Genomic DNA, 14,573 nt, shown 5'->3' on the forward strand with positions numbered 1-14,573 from the left:
CCAAAAGCGGAAGTAGCTAACAATAATCTATGCTGTTCAATGGGAATCTCTGGACGTTCATCTTAGGTTGCGATAGAAATCATCATTTCGCATTTGCATTTACTTCAATTGCCTGCCTGATATGACGGCAGCAACTTAAAAAGGATTTTTAATGAGACTGGTCCACCGCCCTGAGTGTCCTTCATTCTTGCTCCCCTACCTGGCACTTGAGGATGCCGAGAGAAATAAAACTAGGGAAATAGTCAGACTTCGTCAGTCTCCTCAAATGCCCTATTCAAAATTATTGGGGAGAAGCGATTATTCCCATTTAGTTGACATGTTGAGTCAGCTATTTGAATACAAGTGTTGCTATTGTGAATCACAGCTAGGATTATCAAGTGAAGGTGAGATTGAACAATTCAGGCCCAAAGGCACGGTATTGGATAGAGAAGGAAGACATTCTCATCGTTACTGGTATTTATCTGTCGACTGGAGAAACCTCTATTTAGCTTGCCCGGTATGCAACCGAAATAAAAGTGCGCGCTTCCCGTTAAAGGGTGAGTCTGCTCCTGAAGGCTGGGGCTATGACAAGATTATCGCTTTTGAACAACCCTTGCTACTTGACCCATGCCATGATGATCCCGATGAACATCTTGCTATAGCGCCCGATGGCAAACTGATTGGATTGACCGAGCGAGGACTCACAACCATTGAGACGCTGATTCTGAACAGAGAAGCGCTGGTTCTCGCCCGTGAAATGGAAATTCAAAAATTTCAGGAAGCCACATCCATAACCCGAGCTGTGAATGCAATTAGATCTCCCTATTCCCTCGTCTGGCGACAGCTACTTTCTGGCAAGTCTCTGACTGAACGTACGCAGGGTGATGATCAACAACTGATTAGGCAGCAGGAAGGTTATGAAACTTCGCTTTCTGATTTTTCAACTGAAAGCGCCAGTGAAGAGGATAAAGAAAAATATCGTGCGAAGGCACGCTATATAGAAAAGATTTCCATCATCAATTTCGGCCCTGTTGAGAAAATGACCCTTGATCTGAGCGCGCCTAATGCCAGCAGAATTCCTTGTTTTGCCCTACTGGGTGAAAATGGGGTTGGGAAAAGTACCGTTCTTCGCGCGATCGCCATGACTCTCAGTGGTAAAAATTACCTTCGAAAGTTAAAACTTACTAGTAACCGTTTTCTCCCTGATCGCGCCTATAGTGGAGAGGTTAAGGTTACCTGTGCTGACAGGTCAGAATATGTGATGACCTTAACCAGAAACAAACCCATTTCACTCAGCCATGAGAGACCTCAATCGCTTCTTCTGGCCTACGGTGCCACCCGTCTTCTGCCCTCAAAAAACCGTAAAAGCAAGTCCGGGGAAGCGTTTGCCAAAATAGACAACCTTTTTGATCCTTTCCTGCCACTTACAGACCCTAAGGCGTGGTTACTTGAACAGAATGAGAGCCGGGTTGCTGACATCAATACGGTTTTGAACAACCTGCTGCCACCAGATCAACAGCTTGAATTGCAAATTGGTGGTAATAATGAAGTCAGGATCTCAATATGCAACGATCCCTTTCGCGAATTCAGTGATCTGAGTGATGGCTATCAGGGTATGCTCGGTATTGCCGTTGACATGATGAAAATCCTCTATGATGTCTATGACTCCATGGAATCTGCCCAGGGAATTGTATTGATTGATGAGTTAGGGAATCACTTCCATCCTGCCTGGCGCCTTCAGCATGTTACCGCCTTACGTAATGCCTTCCCAAACATTCAATTTATCTACAGCACGCACGACCCTCTCTGCCTCAGAGGGTTGCAGGAAGGGGAAGTGGCGGTACTGCGACGCGATAAATCCAGGCGAGTTTACGCCTTAGAAGACCTACCACCGGTCGACAGATTCCACGTTGAGCAACTACTCAAATCCGAACATTTTGGCCTACGCAGTACGGTTGATCCTTCTCAGGAAGAGAGAATTAAGGAATATGAAGATCTGCTGTCCGTTACATCACTAGATGCAGAACAGGAAAGACGCCTGGATGAACTTATTCGCGAACTCACAGATGAAGATTATCTCGGCGAAACAAGACGTGAACGTTTAGCACTCAAGCTTATAGACATGGAGTCAGCAACCGCTGTCCCTTATCAGTCATCAGTTAGCGCCAGAGAGTTATCAGAAGGAACAATTTCTAAACTTCGTCGCATCATGAATGAAATAGATAATAGGGTGGAGAAACATCATGATTAAAATAAACCGCACGGATGGCTCTGAACCCGCTGAATTACGAAAAGATGCGGCTAAGGAGTTACGTCGTAATCGCGTAAAATACCGAAACGGCGAAAAACTCAGTTTCAGTGTCTATTCGCAACTTTATGTCAAAAAAGCGCTCAATGACATATTTAAGCTAAAGTGTGCCTTTTGTGATTCCAGACTAAATGGAGCCGGAGACGTTGAACATTACCGGCCTAAAGGTAAAGTTCATATCAAAGTTGGTACAGCCGTGCATAAAATTGATGGATATTACTGGCTGGCAGCGAGCTGGAACAACCTCCTCATCTCCTGTGTTGACTGTAATCAACGCAGAAATCAGCTGGATGAAGATGGAGGGGTATGGAGTGTGACCGGTAAAGGCTGCTTCTTTCCACTTGCAAATGAAGCGTCGCGCGCAACAGGCCCCCGCAGTGTTAATTCCGAACAACCACTTTTAATTAATCCCTGTTTAACAGATCCAGAGCAGCACATTAAATTATTGGAAAACGGCAGCATCGAACCGGTTCAGATAAATGGTTCCCCCAGCCTCCAGGGAGAGTCAACGATAGAAATATGCGGATTGACACGCGTGGAGCTTCTTAAGTCCCGTGCGGAAAGAGCTATATTTATCAAATCGACCATCAGACATATCATCCGGGATATTGAGGAAGGAAAAGATCCTGCTGATGATCTTAATGACCTGCTCATTATTCTCGACAAATCAGCCCCTTATCTGATGTTAGCGCGCAGCCTCACTAGAGATAAACTGGGACCCTACATTAATTCACTGGGGTTGGCCCCGTTATTGTGACTGTAGTTAACCCCCTTCAGTTTCCACATGACAGGTATCGCGAAGGGCAGGATCTATCTTACGGTCAGATTGACCTGATTGTTTAACACTTTAGGATAGCTAATTATCTTTCTTATTCACCACTAACAAGGAAAAGGCATGTTCGGATTCTTTAGAAAGAAAAGGTTTGAAACTGAGCCCGGGCGAGGTTCCTCAATCACGGCAAAACAGTTTATCGCGCTGACGCTGAGTGATGAAAAGCTCTCTATGCCCGTCTATCTTCCGGGGATCCGTAACGAAGCTGATTGCGAGGATATTGGGCTAGGTCCTCTCATTTATATCTGGAATGTGGATCGTGCCGCTGGCACATTCAGCCTCTCGGTTAACGGTAAAGCGATTGCCCACCTTCTTGAGCCATATATGCCACGAGATGATCCTGCGTATTTTGAAATCCGTGATGAGGCGATGAACGTTATTGCTGAAGTATCTACTCAGTCCGTGCTGACAACCATAGAGGAAACTGGCCTCATGCCCGATGTTTTGTTTGCTTACCACGCTGATGATGCAAAGCAGGAGCAAAGCTGACAGGTAGGCAGAGTTTGAGATTACGCTAGGGACTAAGTTAATCAGTCCTGCCATCGCAACGCTAAATTATCGTCAAGAAAATGCTTTAGGTTGCCGAAATATACATTTAGCGTTATCCCTGAAAATAAATAAAATGGATTGATCCGAATGAAGAAACTCTTACTTTTTGTTCCACTGGTGTTTACTGCGCCGGTACAGGCTTCTGAAGCCACGGTAGGTCAGGTTTGCAAGGCTGCTTCTGCTGCTATGTTTGGTCGTGACCATAAGATCATGCAGCTGGATAAAGTCGAAGCAGGTACTGCCTACGTACATTACATCCGACAGAACGATGGTACCCGTTGGGCAATCAAGTGCAAACTTATAGGTGATCAAGTTATGTGGGCATCTGATAATCCTGACAGCACCGGTCGTTGGCGGGATGATCCTGCAGACAGTACGGTCAAATTTGCTATTGATGGTAAAAAAATTATTATTACCGAGCTCTACGGTGACGGTTCCAGTACTACTAACTCTTATCCATTGAAGCAGCTAAAGTGACTATGACCTTCTCTCCGTTGATTAAGACACATCAATGTTAGTTATGTCGTTGTTGGAGTTGCCAACTTCCGCTCCTCGCTCATTGCCGACCTTCAACTCAACTGACTTGTTCGCTTAGTGCCAAGAGCGGTCGTTACTTACATTGCGACATGTTAATTTTAGGGTAGCAAGATAACGGTACTTAACAAAAAGGAGAAAGAATGGAAAGTAGCAATCGACTTGCAATTGCCAGCATAATTGTCTCGGTATGTGGGGTCTTTATTGCCCTTTGTGCACTAGGCCTTTCGGTGTATATGGGTTGGTTACAAAAAAACAATTACGAAATTTCAGTTCAGCCTTACATTACTCTTGTACCAACGGTTGAACCGGGTAAAAATCAGTATGGGTATTATATTTACAATGCTGGCATGGGAAAAGGCTATATTGAAAGTGTTGAATATTATCTCGATGGGAGGAAAGTTGAAGGTGATAATTCTTCTGCATTAGTGCAGGTCGTTAGTTATTTTGGCTTCAATAAAGACTGCTTTGCTTATGGAAATCCAAGGAAGGGCGATTCGATAACACTGGATGAGATGAATACTCTTCTGGCACTCGGCACAGGCGTATCTTCGCTTCCTCAGTGCAAAAGCACTTATGAGAATTTTTTCAAAGAGTTAAACGCAAAACACAATAAGTTTTCGGTCAAGTTAAAGTATAGATCCATATACAATATCTCTTATTTTTACGACTCGTTAGATAATTCACACAGAAAATTTTAAAACTTTTGAGGGAATTTTCCTCATAACTCACAGTGATTAAGAATTAAAAATCTCTGAGTAGTGTAAAGTCTAAGATTACCGGGGCTGCAATAGCAGTCCTGAGTTAGATACAGGACTTTTTTATTGATAATATTAATAAATTCGCTTTCCTATTGTGGTCGGCAAGGGAACCAGAACCTCCCAATTAGTAGGCCAGTCGGGAACTATATGAGCTGGCATTGTTTGTCCCTGCCAATACAACTTTACACGGTAAGTATGAACAAGTGCGGAGGAGGAGTTATCTAATAGGCGCATATCCGCAATATGGCATCTACTTAAATCTACATCAAGTTCATAAATGGGATTCTCAGGACTTCCATTAGAGCTTCTGAACGCTATCGCTTCATTCAGAGATTGCCAAGCGTATAAGCTTTGCCATCGCGATGGTTTGGTTGGATATTTTGCCAGCCGATAAAATTCAAATGACCAATCTATATTAATTGTTTGGTCTATATAAGGTACATTCGAAAGAAAATAATAGTTACCTTGATCTGACACGCCATCAGGGAACAACTCCGTCACTAAATTACTCAGTTCGATAGGTGTGATATCATAGAATTTCTTCAGCGATATAATTTGATTTTCTTGGTAGCGATTGTATCTGTCGACAACATATAACTTTGCCATTTTCCTCTTCCAATTTAATTTGCAAAAGGTATGTCGGTGTTTTTTTGCACACTCACAGATATTAGCAAGCACGATTACTTAGCATCGATTTGATCATATGGTATCAGAGTCCCCTGCTCGCTCATAGCAGACTAAAAGCGCTTAGATTCTGCCCACCTTGTACCAGAAACTGTCAATGCTAGTATTGCGATGTATCGAACAACGAGCGAAGGTTAGGAGAAATGGTTGTAACCAGGGAAAGCATGAAAAAATGGATCATCGAGTGTCTTCAGGAACGGGGTGGTAGTGCCTGGCCACGCGAAGTTTCAAAATACGTATGGGACAGCTACGAGGCTGAGCTCAGAGAATCGGGTGATATGTTGTATACGTGGCAATATGACATTCGTTGGGCCGCTCAACAGTTGAGAAACGAGGGTACTCTGAAACCAGTAAATAGACGCAGAGATTTGCCATGGGAACTGGCATAGCAAAGCAAGGATTAACGTTCATTTCGCGGCCGTATCTGACCTTGTTTTGAGTGGATGGGAATTGGTGCCTCTGAAGAAAACGTTCCTGCCTGTCTGAATCTTGCTTTGATAGCCATATTGGTGTTCTACTGATATGGCTTTATACCCAGTAATGTTGTCTATTTTTTATGCGAATTTTAACTTGTGGGTACAAGTGCGGGTATAACTATTTATTCCTGATTATAAACTACATTGATATCAGTCTATTAGGTGTGAAATTCGAGTCCGGCCCTCGCACCAAACATGCAAGTTCAAGTCACTTAACGACGGCTTTTTTATCTGGGGTTTTGCAAAAAAAGGCGCTCACCAAACTAAGCCTAAGTTGAGTCTCTTATGATGCAGAAAATAAGTCTGGTACTGATGATATAATGATTTGATCAATATCCAGAATAATAATAAGCCCTTCATTTTTTCGAAAAAATTTTATATCATTAGGATACGTAATAAATAGACTACCATTCAGCATTCCAGCTTTTGAAAGAGAGCTTTAATTTTTCAATGGTATGGCGCCATTTTGGCGTTGTAGGTTTGCAGACGGTATTTTGATTGCCGAAAAAAACAACCTCATTGATGGCGTCCTGCTCGCTTCTGGTCTCCAGCCATTTCACAGGAACAAAATACTCGGACTTATCGGGGTCATCAGCATTCTTACGATAAAGCTCTCTGAACTTCAGCACATCCATAGCCAGCTTTTCACCCTCTTCGGTGTTTACAGTGAAGCTGCTGGCAGGCTCAACGCCACTCTGCACAATACCTACACCGACATAACCCGTTGCAGGAATTTTTACCCATACACGATTACCGGGCTGAAGTTGTTTTAAAGTCTGACTACACCAGCTTCCGCCACCCGCGCTGATAAAACCGTAACGGCGAGCCTCGTCCCAATTGCGACTATGCGGGTCGCCAAACGAGACGTAAAACTCACCGTTCCAGGGTTCCTTTGCACTGGCACCTGAAGCCGTGGCCTGTGCGGCGTTGGTTTGTGTTTCACTCGGATCGATAAGCCAGGCACGGCTCAGGAACTGATCGCCGCCGTGCTGAAATACTTTGAAGAAGAGGACGTTTATGGAGATCCCATTCTTACTAAGGTAGTCAACTATTCGTTCGGTTGATGGGTCCAGCTCCGCCGCGACAATAATGATCTGATGCGACTGATTCAGAGACTCTTCTTCCAGCTCAGTATTAAAGCGCTGCCTGAATGCGTCGCCGAGCTTACCTCCGCCTGAGAATTTTTCATAAATCTGCGACAAACGCTCGGCGGTCAGATCATCCACCCAGGAAGCGTAATCCAGCGCCTGCGCGACCACCTCCCGCGGTGTGCGGTCGCGTTTAAGCTCAATCAGGACCAGTGAGGCATCGGGTGCTATTGCCAGCAGATCGATACGCCCTTTATCAAGCGTATTTTCCTGATGGCCAATGATCATCCACTGATCGGAGAGGATGGTGGGATCGTTTAAGATCATATTCTCCAGCAGTTGCTCACTGGCGAGTTTACTAATGGTTAACGGCTGTGGGTTATCGCCCACCCGCCAGATAGCATGATGAACCGGCATCATCTGATCCTTAGTTTAATGCTGCATCTTTTAGCGCGTCCGCCAGATGGAGCTGAGTGCTCAGGTCGGGTTGTAGAAAGCCACAATTAACACTAAATCTCCTGATTTTGCTAATAATTTTCTTCTGTTATTTGATCGGTTTTAACAGCAAGATAAAGCTACTGTCTTTGTTTGTATTGAACTCTTTTCAAAGATAATATTGATTATGTTTTCATATGGAGCTACATATGCCAGCGTTAAAATTTACAGCCTCCCTGCTTGCCTTAGGCCTGTTTTCCTCTGCTGTTTTAGCTGATGAGGCACACGTATGTCGTTCGGCCTCACTGCCTCAATCCAATAGTGCAGCAACATTGTCTGATAATACCCAGTTTACCTGTGGTGGTGATATCTCCGGCACCGTGCCTGTTTTGTCCAAAGCAGGGTGGAAAGTCACTCATGTTCTGGAACAGTCAGATATGTCAGCTTTGTCCTCTATGAAATCTGGTAAAATGCCGCCTAACCCGGAGGATTTAACCAAAACTTATTGGATGATCATCATTCAAAAATAATTTATCAGTATTAAAAATGAAAAGTATATTCGAGATGTATTGTGTTCCGAATATATAATGCCGGGAGCATATCAATGTTAACTCTTTGAATGTACTGCTCCCTTCAGGATTTTTACCTGTTCCAGATTGTTTTACGCAGCGTAAAGTCAGCTATGCCTGATAAGCTATATGAGAATATTTAAATAAAGGTTTTTATGAGTCAATATTCCCTGCTATATCGAATCTCAAAACGGGGTTTCTGAAAAGAAACTCTGTCTTGAGTACACTATCTTCGCTGTGACTATTTGCAATTTACGCAGGTGATCTGTCAGAAGGATTATAAAGGGTTTCACTTACATGCAGCGCTAATTTATAGATTCCCATTGGCGATTATAGCAATTTAGCGAATCAGGAAGACAGTGTTTAATAAGGATGTTACTAAGTTATGATAGTGTAGAATATCGAAGGTAGATCAATTTCTTTTCATGGCGAGGCATTATGATATATCATGTTCTTGAATAAATCCCCTAATAGGAAAACAGCCGGAAATGGCATTAAAAGGAAATTTCACTGTTAATGATGCAGATTACTCTCCTTTACTCATCTATGGGATAGGCACGTTTATAGCGTACTCTGGTAACAGAGAATATCGCAATCGTGCAGGATATATTGCAGTCCCATACAATGTGCCGATACCTAAGGGTTATATCACATCGTTAAACGCTCTACGGGTGTCTCTTTAGGCTGCATCATTGTGCAACACAAAACTGATTTCATCGCGATTCGGCAGGTTTTACTTTATACACCACAAGTAAAATTACCTAACGGGCTAATGTCTTATGGAACAATTGAGGTGGTTTTAAATGGAAGCAAAACATGTCCCGGCGGGGTTTAGAATCCTTATCGCAGTGTCCTTGTTTGTCATTACTTTTCTTATTGCAAGGCCGTCAGATCCCTCGACAGAGGGAGAGCAGCAGTTTTGGACAGCGTCAGCAAAGCTATTCAATCAACGTGATATTGAGGGTTTTGTGGGGGTGGTGTTAATAGTCATCTGTACAGTGGTAACGCTCATCGGTTATCAGATTATAATCAGAGAGATTGAGAAGGAAATCAATAATAAATAAATTTGTAACGAGTAAAGTAGTTTGTGTCCTCTCGCTTTATCACAATATCGTAACAGGGAAAGGTCGTTAATCGTGAAAGACAAGATGATGCTAGGTATCGTATTTCTCTTAACGGGATGCCCTGGACCTGGCGACCGAATGGTGGAGCGCGAATCGACAACGGCATTTATCAAAGACAAGCAAGTTTGTGTGGTGTCGCCACTGGAGCCACAAGAAAGGATCACTGCCATTCAAATCAATAGCGAAAAAAGCAACTTCCTTCACAAGGTTTTTGATGACAAACCTGTTTATGTTCCAAAAGGTGAGTGCCTTCCTGTGTTCAGATTTAAGTTCATAACTGGAGAACGTTACTATTTCTCCTATGATGTTCAATCTGATAAATCAATGTCGCATTTAGTCACTGCTGATTTTCGTTATCACAAAGAATAAGGAGGCAGAGTGCCCGCTTTGTTGTCCAGACCGCCATGCAGCACAGGCGCGATGGTAATCGATTGGAAGCAGGCTAATGAAAACTGCTTCCTGTCTGGACTGCCTGAAAAATCAGCTATACCATTCTCGGGCGAATTACATAAGGAGATGTAAGTATGAGCACCAGAAGAGAAATTAAGGATGGGGCATCATTTGACGTACTCGATAGAGGCATTGTCTACACCGAAGTGTTGGGCTGGATTGACATGGGCCATGCTCGTGGCAATGACGTTGCTGCACTGAGGCGTCAGTTCGTTGAGGGCGAGCGCAGCAGCAAGCCATCATATTCAGTCATGTATCGGCAGGATATGGGAGTGTTTAAGTTCAAATCGCGATTTGGTGTTGGCAAATTCTCTCACTGGGAAATTAAGCGAGGCCGGAGCACCGATGAGATAAACAGAATCATGCTGGCGATGATGATGAACACCGCATCCAGATTTGAAGGTCTGCAAAGTCTGAGGTCATTTTCTTAGTATACAGACAGCGGTTTTAGTGGTGAAGATTTGGTGTCCGATCTGTTCGGATTTTATCGGGCTATCATACCGGGTCGGTATGGCTATCGTCTCAAGCCAGTCAGCTATGATTCAGCTGTTCGCCGCTGGGATCACTACGGAGCTATCGGCTCCCATAAAAATCACGGATTCCGTCCGATTCTTTTTCCTGACCCAGATGATCAATGTGTGCGACACCAGCCGTATCAGGTAAATCTTCCGCATTTTATGACCTGGCTCAGGCCTTGGAACGACTTCACATCTGGAGTTGTTAGGGTCGTTACCAGTGATGGGACATCACTCTCATTCATAGGGACGAAGCAATGAAAAACCTGTTTAAGTGGTCCGCGGTTATGGTTGCTACCGTGCTTGTTTGTGGCGGCTTGTTTGCCTGGTTGGTTGCATCGGGCTCTGATGAGGCGACTGTTTATAAAGAAAATGATTTTTTTAACTACCATATGCTGACAGACCCCGATATCGAAAAAGCACCGCGTATAACTAACGAGTTCTACTTCGAGTCTCACCCTGGAGACGGCTATTCTCCTTCAAATAGCATCATATTTAAGGGCGCTAGAGATACTGCATCGCTCCACGCTTATCTTGAAAAGCTGGGATACGTGAAGCAAAAGCGCAGTCTGGGTGAGAAGGAGATATGGGCAAAGCCTGATCAACTGGATGGGCAACTGTTTTATCTGTACGTTAACCCTGTTACCCGCGAGATCGAGTTGACCAAAGTTCTCACTCACTGAGCCCCGGGATACAAAGTTGAAAAACATGAATATATCCGGACTGGACAGCCTCATCGCCATCTGTTTTGGACAGGATTATGACCTGTTCGGTAGTGGTGAGAGTGTTGATGCTCAAATCAACGCATGGATTGCAGATTCCACCGCTTATTCCCGACATGGGTTGATTGGCGATATTGAGCAGTTTATGAGGGAGTGTGACAATCTGGAGGAGGACTTCAAAAGCCGCTATGGCGAGGAATTTTCTACAGACTTATGGGAAACGACGCCTGCAGAATTCCTGAAGCTTTTGAAGCAAAAGGTTAGTACATCTCTTTCTTGATGCTGAATGCTGATTCGCCATTCAGATAAACACTCCCCAATATGAACCCCTGCTGATGAGGTTGTACCTGCATTGAGTCTCCTGACCGGACGCAATCCACTGAACGAAAAATTGTTGTGGCGATGCCGGCCTCTGTCGCTGGTCATCGCGCTGCTGCTCACAGGATGCGCCCGCTCTGACGCGCTGTGGACGGTCACGCGTGACCTCTGCATGAATAACTATCACTACCGACGCGATCCGGCACCCTGCCAGCAAATCTATCTGCCGCAGGACAACACTCAGGGCTACAGCATCATCCAGAATCCCCGTTACAGGCTGCACTTTATTCTGGTGCCCACGGTGGCGATGTCCGGCATCGAGAGCATTGCGCTATCACGCCCCGGACGTCCCGATTATTTCGGCTACGCCTGGTTAATGCGTTATCGTCTGATGGCGGCCTATGGTGCTGCGGTGCCTGAAGATCGGCTCGGCATGGCGCTCAATTCCGCTTATGGCCGCAGCCAGAATCAACTGCATATTCATCTGACCTGCCTGCGGGAAGATGTCTATCGTCAGCTTCAGGCCGAGCGCCCCTTTATTCATGATGACTGGCGACCCTTACCCGATCGTTTGCTGAATCACACCTACTATGCCCGTCGCGTCATGCAGCCGACGGCGATGGGGATCTATCCTGTCTCCTCCGTGGCACGCCATTTCCATCTCTCCTCGCCGCAGCTGGCGGAGTCGGGCGTGGCGCTCATCCCGACGACGTTCTCGGGAGAAAAAGGGTTTATCCTGCTAACTACCCGGCGCGGCTGGGATAAAGGCAATCGGGCGTCCGTTGAGTCGCTACTGGATAAACGCTGCGCTATTCTTTCAGCGCCGCCCGCTGACGTTTCAGCCGCAGAGTAACTAAACCTCATCCCAGCCATCCACCACAAAACCCTTACCGGTACAGCGCCGCTTTCCCCACCGAACTGAACAGCGCCATCTTCGCCGCGACGACTTCACCCGCCGCCTGCATCGGTTTTACAAACAGCGCATTGGGTTCGTGTCCGCCCTGTTTCAGCTCCTGCTCCAGCGCCACGAAAAACGCCTTCTTCATATCGCTGGAGATGTTGATTTTACCGACGCCATAACGAATCGACTCCGCCACCTCGCTGTCTTTATTACCCGAACCGCCATGCAGCACCAGCGGAATATCCACCACCTTCCGGATCTGCTGCAGACGCTCGATATCCAGCTTCGGCTGCTTCCCTTTGGGGTAGAGGCCGTGAGAGGTGCCGATAGCGACTGCCAGCGTGTCGGTGCCGGTCTCACGCACAAAGGTCTCAGCCTGCTGCGGATCGGTATAGAGAATCTCATTACTGCCGCCTTCGCCGCTGCCTTCTGCCACCCCGATGGTGCCCAGCTCCGCTTCCACGGAGACATTCACCGCGTGGGCGATCTCCACAATCTTCTTCGTCAGCGCAATGTTCTGCTCAAAAGGGTGCGAGGAGGCATCCATCATCACCGAGGTAAAACCGGCGTAGATCGCTTTCATCACCTCTTCGAGCGTGCGGCCATGGTCCAGATGGATCACCACCGGCACCCGTGCCTGAATCGCCAGCGTCCGCAGATAGCCGATGAACTCCGGGCCGGTAAACGCCATCTCATCAGGGTGGATCTCCAGAATCAGCGGTGAATCCAGTCGCTCGGCCGTCTCAACCGCGACGCGTCCAAACTCAGCGCTGGCGATGTTAAACGCGCCCACGCCAAACTGATGCTGCCGGGCCACGCTGAGCAGGTCTTTCATGTTGTAAAGCATAGGTTTTATCCTTGTTTTGCAGGAAGGGAGATATCTTTTTTCAGGAACAACAGGATCAGCGCCGTCAGCAGACTGCCTGCGGCAATCGCAAACAGATAACCCATGACGTTGCTGATCACGTTAGGAATGAAGATGACGAAGATGCCGCCATGCGGAGCACGGGACGCGCAGCCCAGCATCATCGACAGCGCGCCCGCTAAGCCGGAGCCCGCGACAATCGCCGGGATAACGCGCAGCGGATCGGCGACCGCGTACGGGATGGCGCCTTCGGTAATGAAGGAGAGGCCGAGGATGTAGGTCACCTTGCCGGTTTCCCGCTCCTGCTCAGTAAACTTGCGGCGGAAGAGGGTGGTCGCCAGTGCGATGCCCAGCGGCGGCACCATGCCCGCCGCCATACAGGCGGCAATCGGGCCATAAATGCCGCTCGACATCAGGCCAATCGCAAACATACAGACGGTTTTGTTCAGCGGGCCGCCCATATCAAAAGCCACCATCATGCCGAACAGCAGGCCCAGAATGGCCGCATTGGTGTTACCCAGCGAACTGAGGAAGGCGGTCAGCCAGCCGAGCAGCATCTTGATCGGCTCACCAATCAGCAGCACCATCAGTGCGCCGGTCAGCAGCACGCTCAGCAGCGGCACGATTAAAATGGGCTTCAGCCCGGCGACCGCTTTGGGCAGGTGGATATGGTTGTTGATGAGCAGCGTGATATAGCCCGCCAGGAAGCCGGCAATCAGCGCACCGAGAAAGCCGGAGCCGGTGTGGATCGCCATCATCCCGCCCACGGCCCCCGCCACGATGCCCGCTTTACCGCTGATCGACTGGCTGATGCCCAGCGCAAGAATCGGCAGCATCAGGGCAAAGGCGGAGCCGCCGCCGATGTCAGAGAGCATCTTCGCTATCGGGCTGAAATGTGCGTCCCCTGGTGTGGCCGCCGTAATCCCGAAGGAAAAACTCAGCGCGATCAGAATGCCGCCCGCCACCACAAACGGGATCATCAGGTTCACACCGGTGATGAGGTGGACATAAATCTGCGACGCCCAGGAGCGGGAAGCCGACGCCTCTCTGACCGCAGAAGCCGGTTCAGTAGCGCCGGTCAGTGACGCAGATTCGACCAGCTTCGGTGCCAGCTCGCCATTCACGATGGCGCTTAACAGACCTTCCGCATCTTTCGCCGCACGAGTGACGGGCACTTCAATCACGTTTTTATGCTGAAAGCGTGCCATCTCAACTTTTTTATCTGCGGCAATCAACACCACGTCAGCCTGATGAATATCATCGTCGCTGAGAATATATTCGCTTTCTATGGCACCCTGGGTTTCCACTAATACATTCAGCCCCAGTTTTTTCGCCGCTTTTTTTAAATTACTTTCGGCAAGGTAGGTGTGGGCAACACCTGTAGGACAGGCGGTAATGGCAATAATGTTCATAAACGTTCTCCGGTAAAAGGAAACGATTTTATTTTTATCTTTTTAACGACT

General features: G+C 46.9%; 15 protein-coding genes and 1 pseudogene. 12 read left to right on the top strand and 4 right to left on the bottom strand.

Translation table 11 applies throughout. The annotated features are described in order from the left end of the window. Positions 1 to 151 precede the first annotated feature (151 nt). The 5 genes from AC1V0D_RS12190 to AC1V0D_RS12210 all read left to right on the top strand — a co-directional run bounded on the left by AC1V0D_RS12190 (position 152) and on the right by AC1V0D_RS12210 (position 4,903). Entirely contained in the window at positions 152 to 2,230 is a 2,079-nt protein-coding gene (locus AC1V0D_RS12190) for an AAA family ATPase (protein ID WP_482907484.1), read from the top strand. Beyond that, positions 2,223 to 3,044, top strand: coding sequence for an HNH endonuclease family protein (locus tag AC1V0D_RS12195; protein WP_482907485.1), 822 nt, complete (start codon positions 2,223 to 2,225; stop codon positions 3,042 to 3,044). Before AC1V0D_RS12190 ends, AC1V0D_RS12195 begins: the two co-directional genes overlap by 8 nt. Before the next feature lie 138 nt (positions 3,045 to 3,182). Then, positions 3,183 to 3,608 carry a hypothetical protein gene (locus tag AC1V0D_RS12200; protein WP_482907486.1) on the top strand — a complete coding sequence of 142 codons (426 nt, stop codon included), beginning with the start codon at positions 3,183 to 3,185 and terminating at the stop codon, positions 3,606 to 3,608. A gap of 147 nt (positions 3,609 to 3,755) precedes the next feature. Next, a complete protein-coding gene (locus tag AC1V0D_RS12205; RefSeq protein WP_482907487.1) occupies positions 3,756 to 4,145 on the top strand; it encodes a hypothetical protein in 390 nt (129 codons plus the stop codon). A 200-nt stretch (positions 4,146 to 4,345) separates the two neighbouring features. Continuing rightward, positions 4,346 to 4,903, top strand: a complete 558-nt coding sequence (locus AC1V0D_RS12210; RefSeq protein ID WP_482907488.1) for a hypothetical protein — start codon at positions 4,346 to 4,348, stop codon at positions 4,901 to 4,903. A 132-nt stretch (positions 4,904 to 5,035) separates the two neighbouring features. On the opposite strand, the gene AC1V0D_RS12215 is transcribed toward AC1V0D_RS12210, so the two are convergent. Beyond that, complete coding sequence (locus AC1V0D_RS12215) at positions 5,036 to 5,569, bottom strand: hypothetical protein (protein WP_482907489.1); 534 nt, start codon at positions 5,567 to 5,569, stop codon at positions 5,036 to 5,038. Between the two features lie 958 nt (positions 5,570 to 6,527). Then, complete coding sequence (locus tag AC1V0D_RS12220) at positions 6,528 to 7,628, bottom strand: nuclease (protein WP_482907561.1); 1,101 nt, start codon at positions 7,626 to 7,628, stop codon at positions 6,528 to 6,530. 227 nt (positions 7,629 to 7,855) lie between these two features. On the opposite strand from AC1V0D_RS12220, the gene AC1V0D_RS12225 reads away from it, so the two are divergent. The 7 genes and pseudogenes from AC1V0D_RS12225 to AC1V0D_RS12255 all read left to right on the top strand — a co-directional run bounded on the left by AC1V0D_RS12225 (position 7,856) and on the right by AC1V0D_RS12255 (position 12,197). Next, positions 7,856 to 8,176, top strand: a complete 321-nt coding sequence (locus AC1V0D_RS12225; RefSeq protein ID WP_482907490.1) for a hypothetical protein — start codon at positions 7,856 to 7,858, stop codon at positions 8,174 to 8,176. Positions 8,177 to 9,018: 842 nt separating this feature from the next. Next, entirely contained in the window at positions 9,019 to 9,279 is a 261-nt protein-coding gene (locus AC1V0D_RS12230) for a hypothetical protein (protein ID WP_482907491.1), read from the top strand. Between the two features lie 72 nt (positions 9,280 to 9,351). Beyond that, positions 9,352 to 9,708: a putative T6SS immunity periplasmic lipoprotein gene (locus AC1V0D_RS12235; RefSeq protein WP_482907492.1), complete on the top strand. Its 357-nt coding sequence runs from the start codon at positions 9,352 to 9,354 to the stop codon at positions 9,706 to 9,708. A 155-nt stretch (positions 9,709 to 9,863) separates the two neighbouring features. Beyond that, a pseudogene (locus AC1V0D_RS12240) lies at positions 9,864 to 10,565 on the top strand (hypothetical protein). Beyond that, positions 10,562 to 10,987 (top strand): hypothetical protein, encoded by a 426-nt coding sequence (locus tag AC1V0D_RS12245; protein ID WP_482907493.1) that lies wholly within the window; start codon positions 10,562 to 10,564, stop codon positions 10,985 to 10,987. The pseudogene AC1V0D_RS12240 and the gene AC1V0D_RS12245 overlap by 4 nt, the downstream one beginning before the upstream one ends. Positions 10,988 to 11,012: 25 nt before the next feature. Then, entirely contained in the window at positions 11,013 to 11,306 is a 294-nt protein-coding gene (locus tag AC1V0D_RS12250) for a contact-dependent growth inhibition system immunity protein (RefSeq protein WP_482907562.1), read from the top strand. Positions 11,307 to 11,378: 72 nt separating this feature from the next. Next, the gene (locus AC1V0D_RS12255) at positions 11,379 to 12,197 is read left to right on the top strand and encodes a CDP-diacylglycerol diphosphatase (protein WP_482907494.1); all 819 of its coding nucleotides are present in this window, start codon (positions 11,379 to 11,381) and stop codon (positions 12,195 to 12,197) included. A gap of 34 nt (positions 12,198 to 12,231) precedes the next feature. Here the strand turns inward: AC1V0D_RS12255 and AC1V0D_RS12260 are convergent, their stop codons facing one another. Together AC1V0D_RS12260 and AC1V0D_RS12265 are read right to left on the bottom strand one after the other, a co-directional pair. Beyond that, a complete protein-coding gene (locus tag AC1V0D_RS12260) occupies positions 12,232 to 13,092 on the bottom strand; it encodes a ketose-bisphosphate aldolase (RefSeq protein ID WP_009092306.1) in 861 nt (286 codons plus the stop codon). Between the two features lie 5 nt (positions 13,093 to 13,097). Beyond that, complete coding sequence (locus AC1V0D_RS12265) at positions 13,098 to 14,522, bottom strand: PTS fructose transporter subunit IIC (protein ID WP_482907495.1); 1,425 nt, start codon at positions 14,520 to 14,522, stop codon at positions 13,098 to 13,100. Positions 14,523 to 14,573 lie beyond the last annotated feature (51 nt).

The organism is Pantoea sp. PA1 (assembly GCF_056856975.1).

Bases quoted from the DNA above. Each gene is read 5' to 3' on its own strand.
- AC1V0D_RS12190 (WP_482907484.1), top strand. From the start codon at position 152: ATGAGACTGGTCCACCGCCCTGAGTGTCCTTCATTCTTGCTCCCCTAC.
- AC1V0D_RS12195 (WP_482907485.1), top strand. From the start codon at position 2,223: ATGATTAAAATAAACCGCACGGATGGCTCTGAACCCGCTGAATTACGA.
- AC1V0D_RS12200 (WP_482907486.1), top strand. From the start codon at position 3,183: ATGTTCGGATTCTTTAGAAAGAAAAGGTTTGAAACTGAGCCCGGGCGA.
- AC1V0D_RS12205 (WP_482907487.1), top strand. From the start codon at position 3,756: ATGAAGAAACTCTTACTTTTTGTTCCACTGGTGTTTACTGCGCCGGTA.
- AC1V0D_RS12210 (WP_482907488.1), top strand. From the start codon at position 4,346: ATGGAAAGTAGCAATCGACTTGCAATTGCCAGCATAATTGTCTCGGTA.
- AC1V0D_RS12215 (WP_482907489.1), bottom strand. From the start codon at position 5,569: ATGGCAAAGTTATATGTTGTCGACAGATACAATCGCTACCAAGAAAAT.
- AC1V0D_RS12220 (WP_482907561.1), bottom strand. From the start codon at position 7,628: ATGCCGGTTCATCATGCTATCTGGCGGGTGGGCGATAACCCACAGCCG.
- AC1V0D_RS12225 (WP_482907490.1), top strand. From the start codon at position 7,856: ATGCCAGCGTTAAAATTTACAGCCTCCCTGCTTGCCTTAGGCCTGTTT.
- AC1V0D_RS12230 (WP_482907491.1), top strand. From the start codon at position 9,019: ATGGAAGCAAAACATGTCCCGGCGGGGTTTAGAATCCTTATCGCAGTG.
- AC1V0D_RS12245 (WP_482907493.1), top strand. From the start codon at position 10,562: ATGAAAAACCTGTTTAAGTGGTCCGCGGTTATGGTTGCTACCGTGCTT.
- AC1V0D_RS12250 (WP_482907562.1), top strand. From the start codon at position 11,013: ATGAATATATCCGGACTGGACAGCCTCATCGCCATCTGTTTTGGACAG.
- AC1V0D_RS12260 (WP_009092306.1), bottom strand. From the start codon at position 13,092: ATGCTTTACAACATGAAAGACCTGCTCAGCGTGGCCCGGCAGCATCAG.
- AC1V0D_RS12265 (WP_482907495.1), bottom strand. From the start codon at position 14,522: ATGAACATTATTGCCATTACCGCCTGTCCTACAGGTGTTGCCCACACC.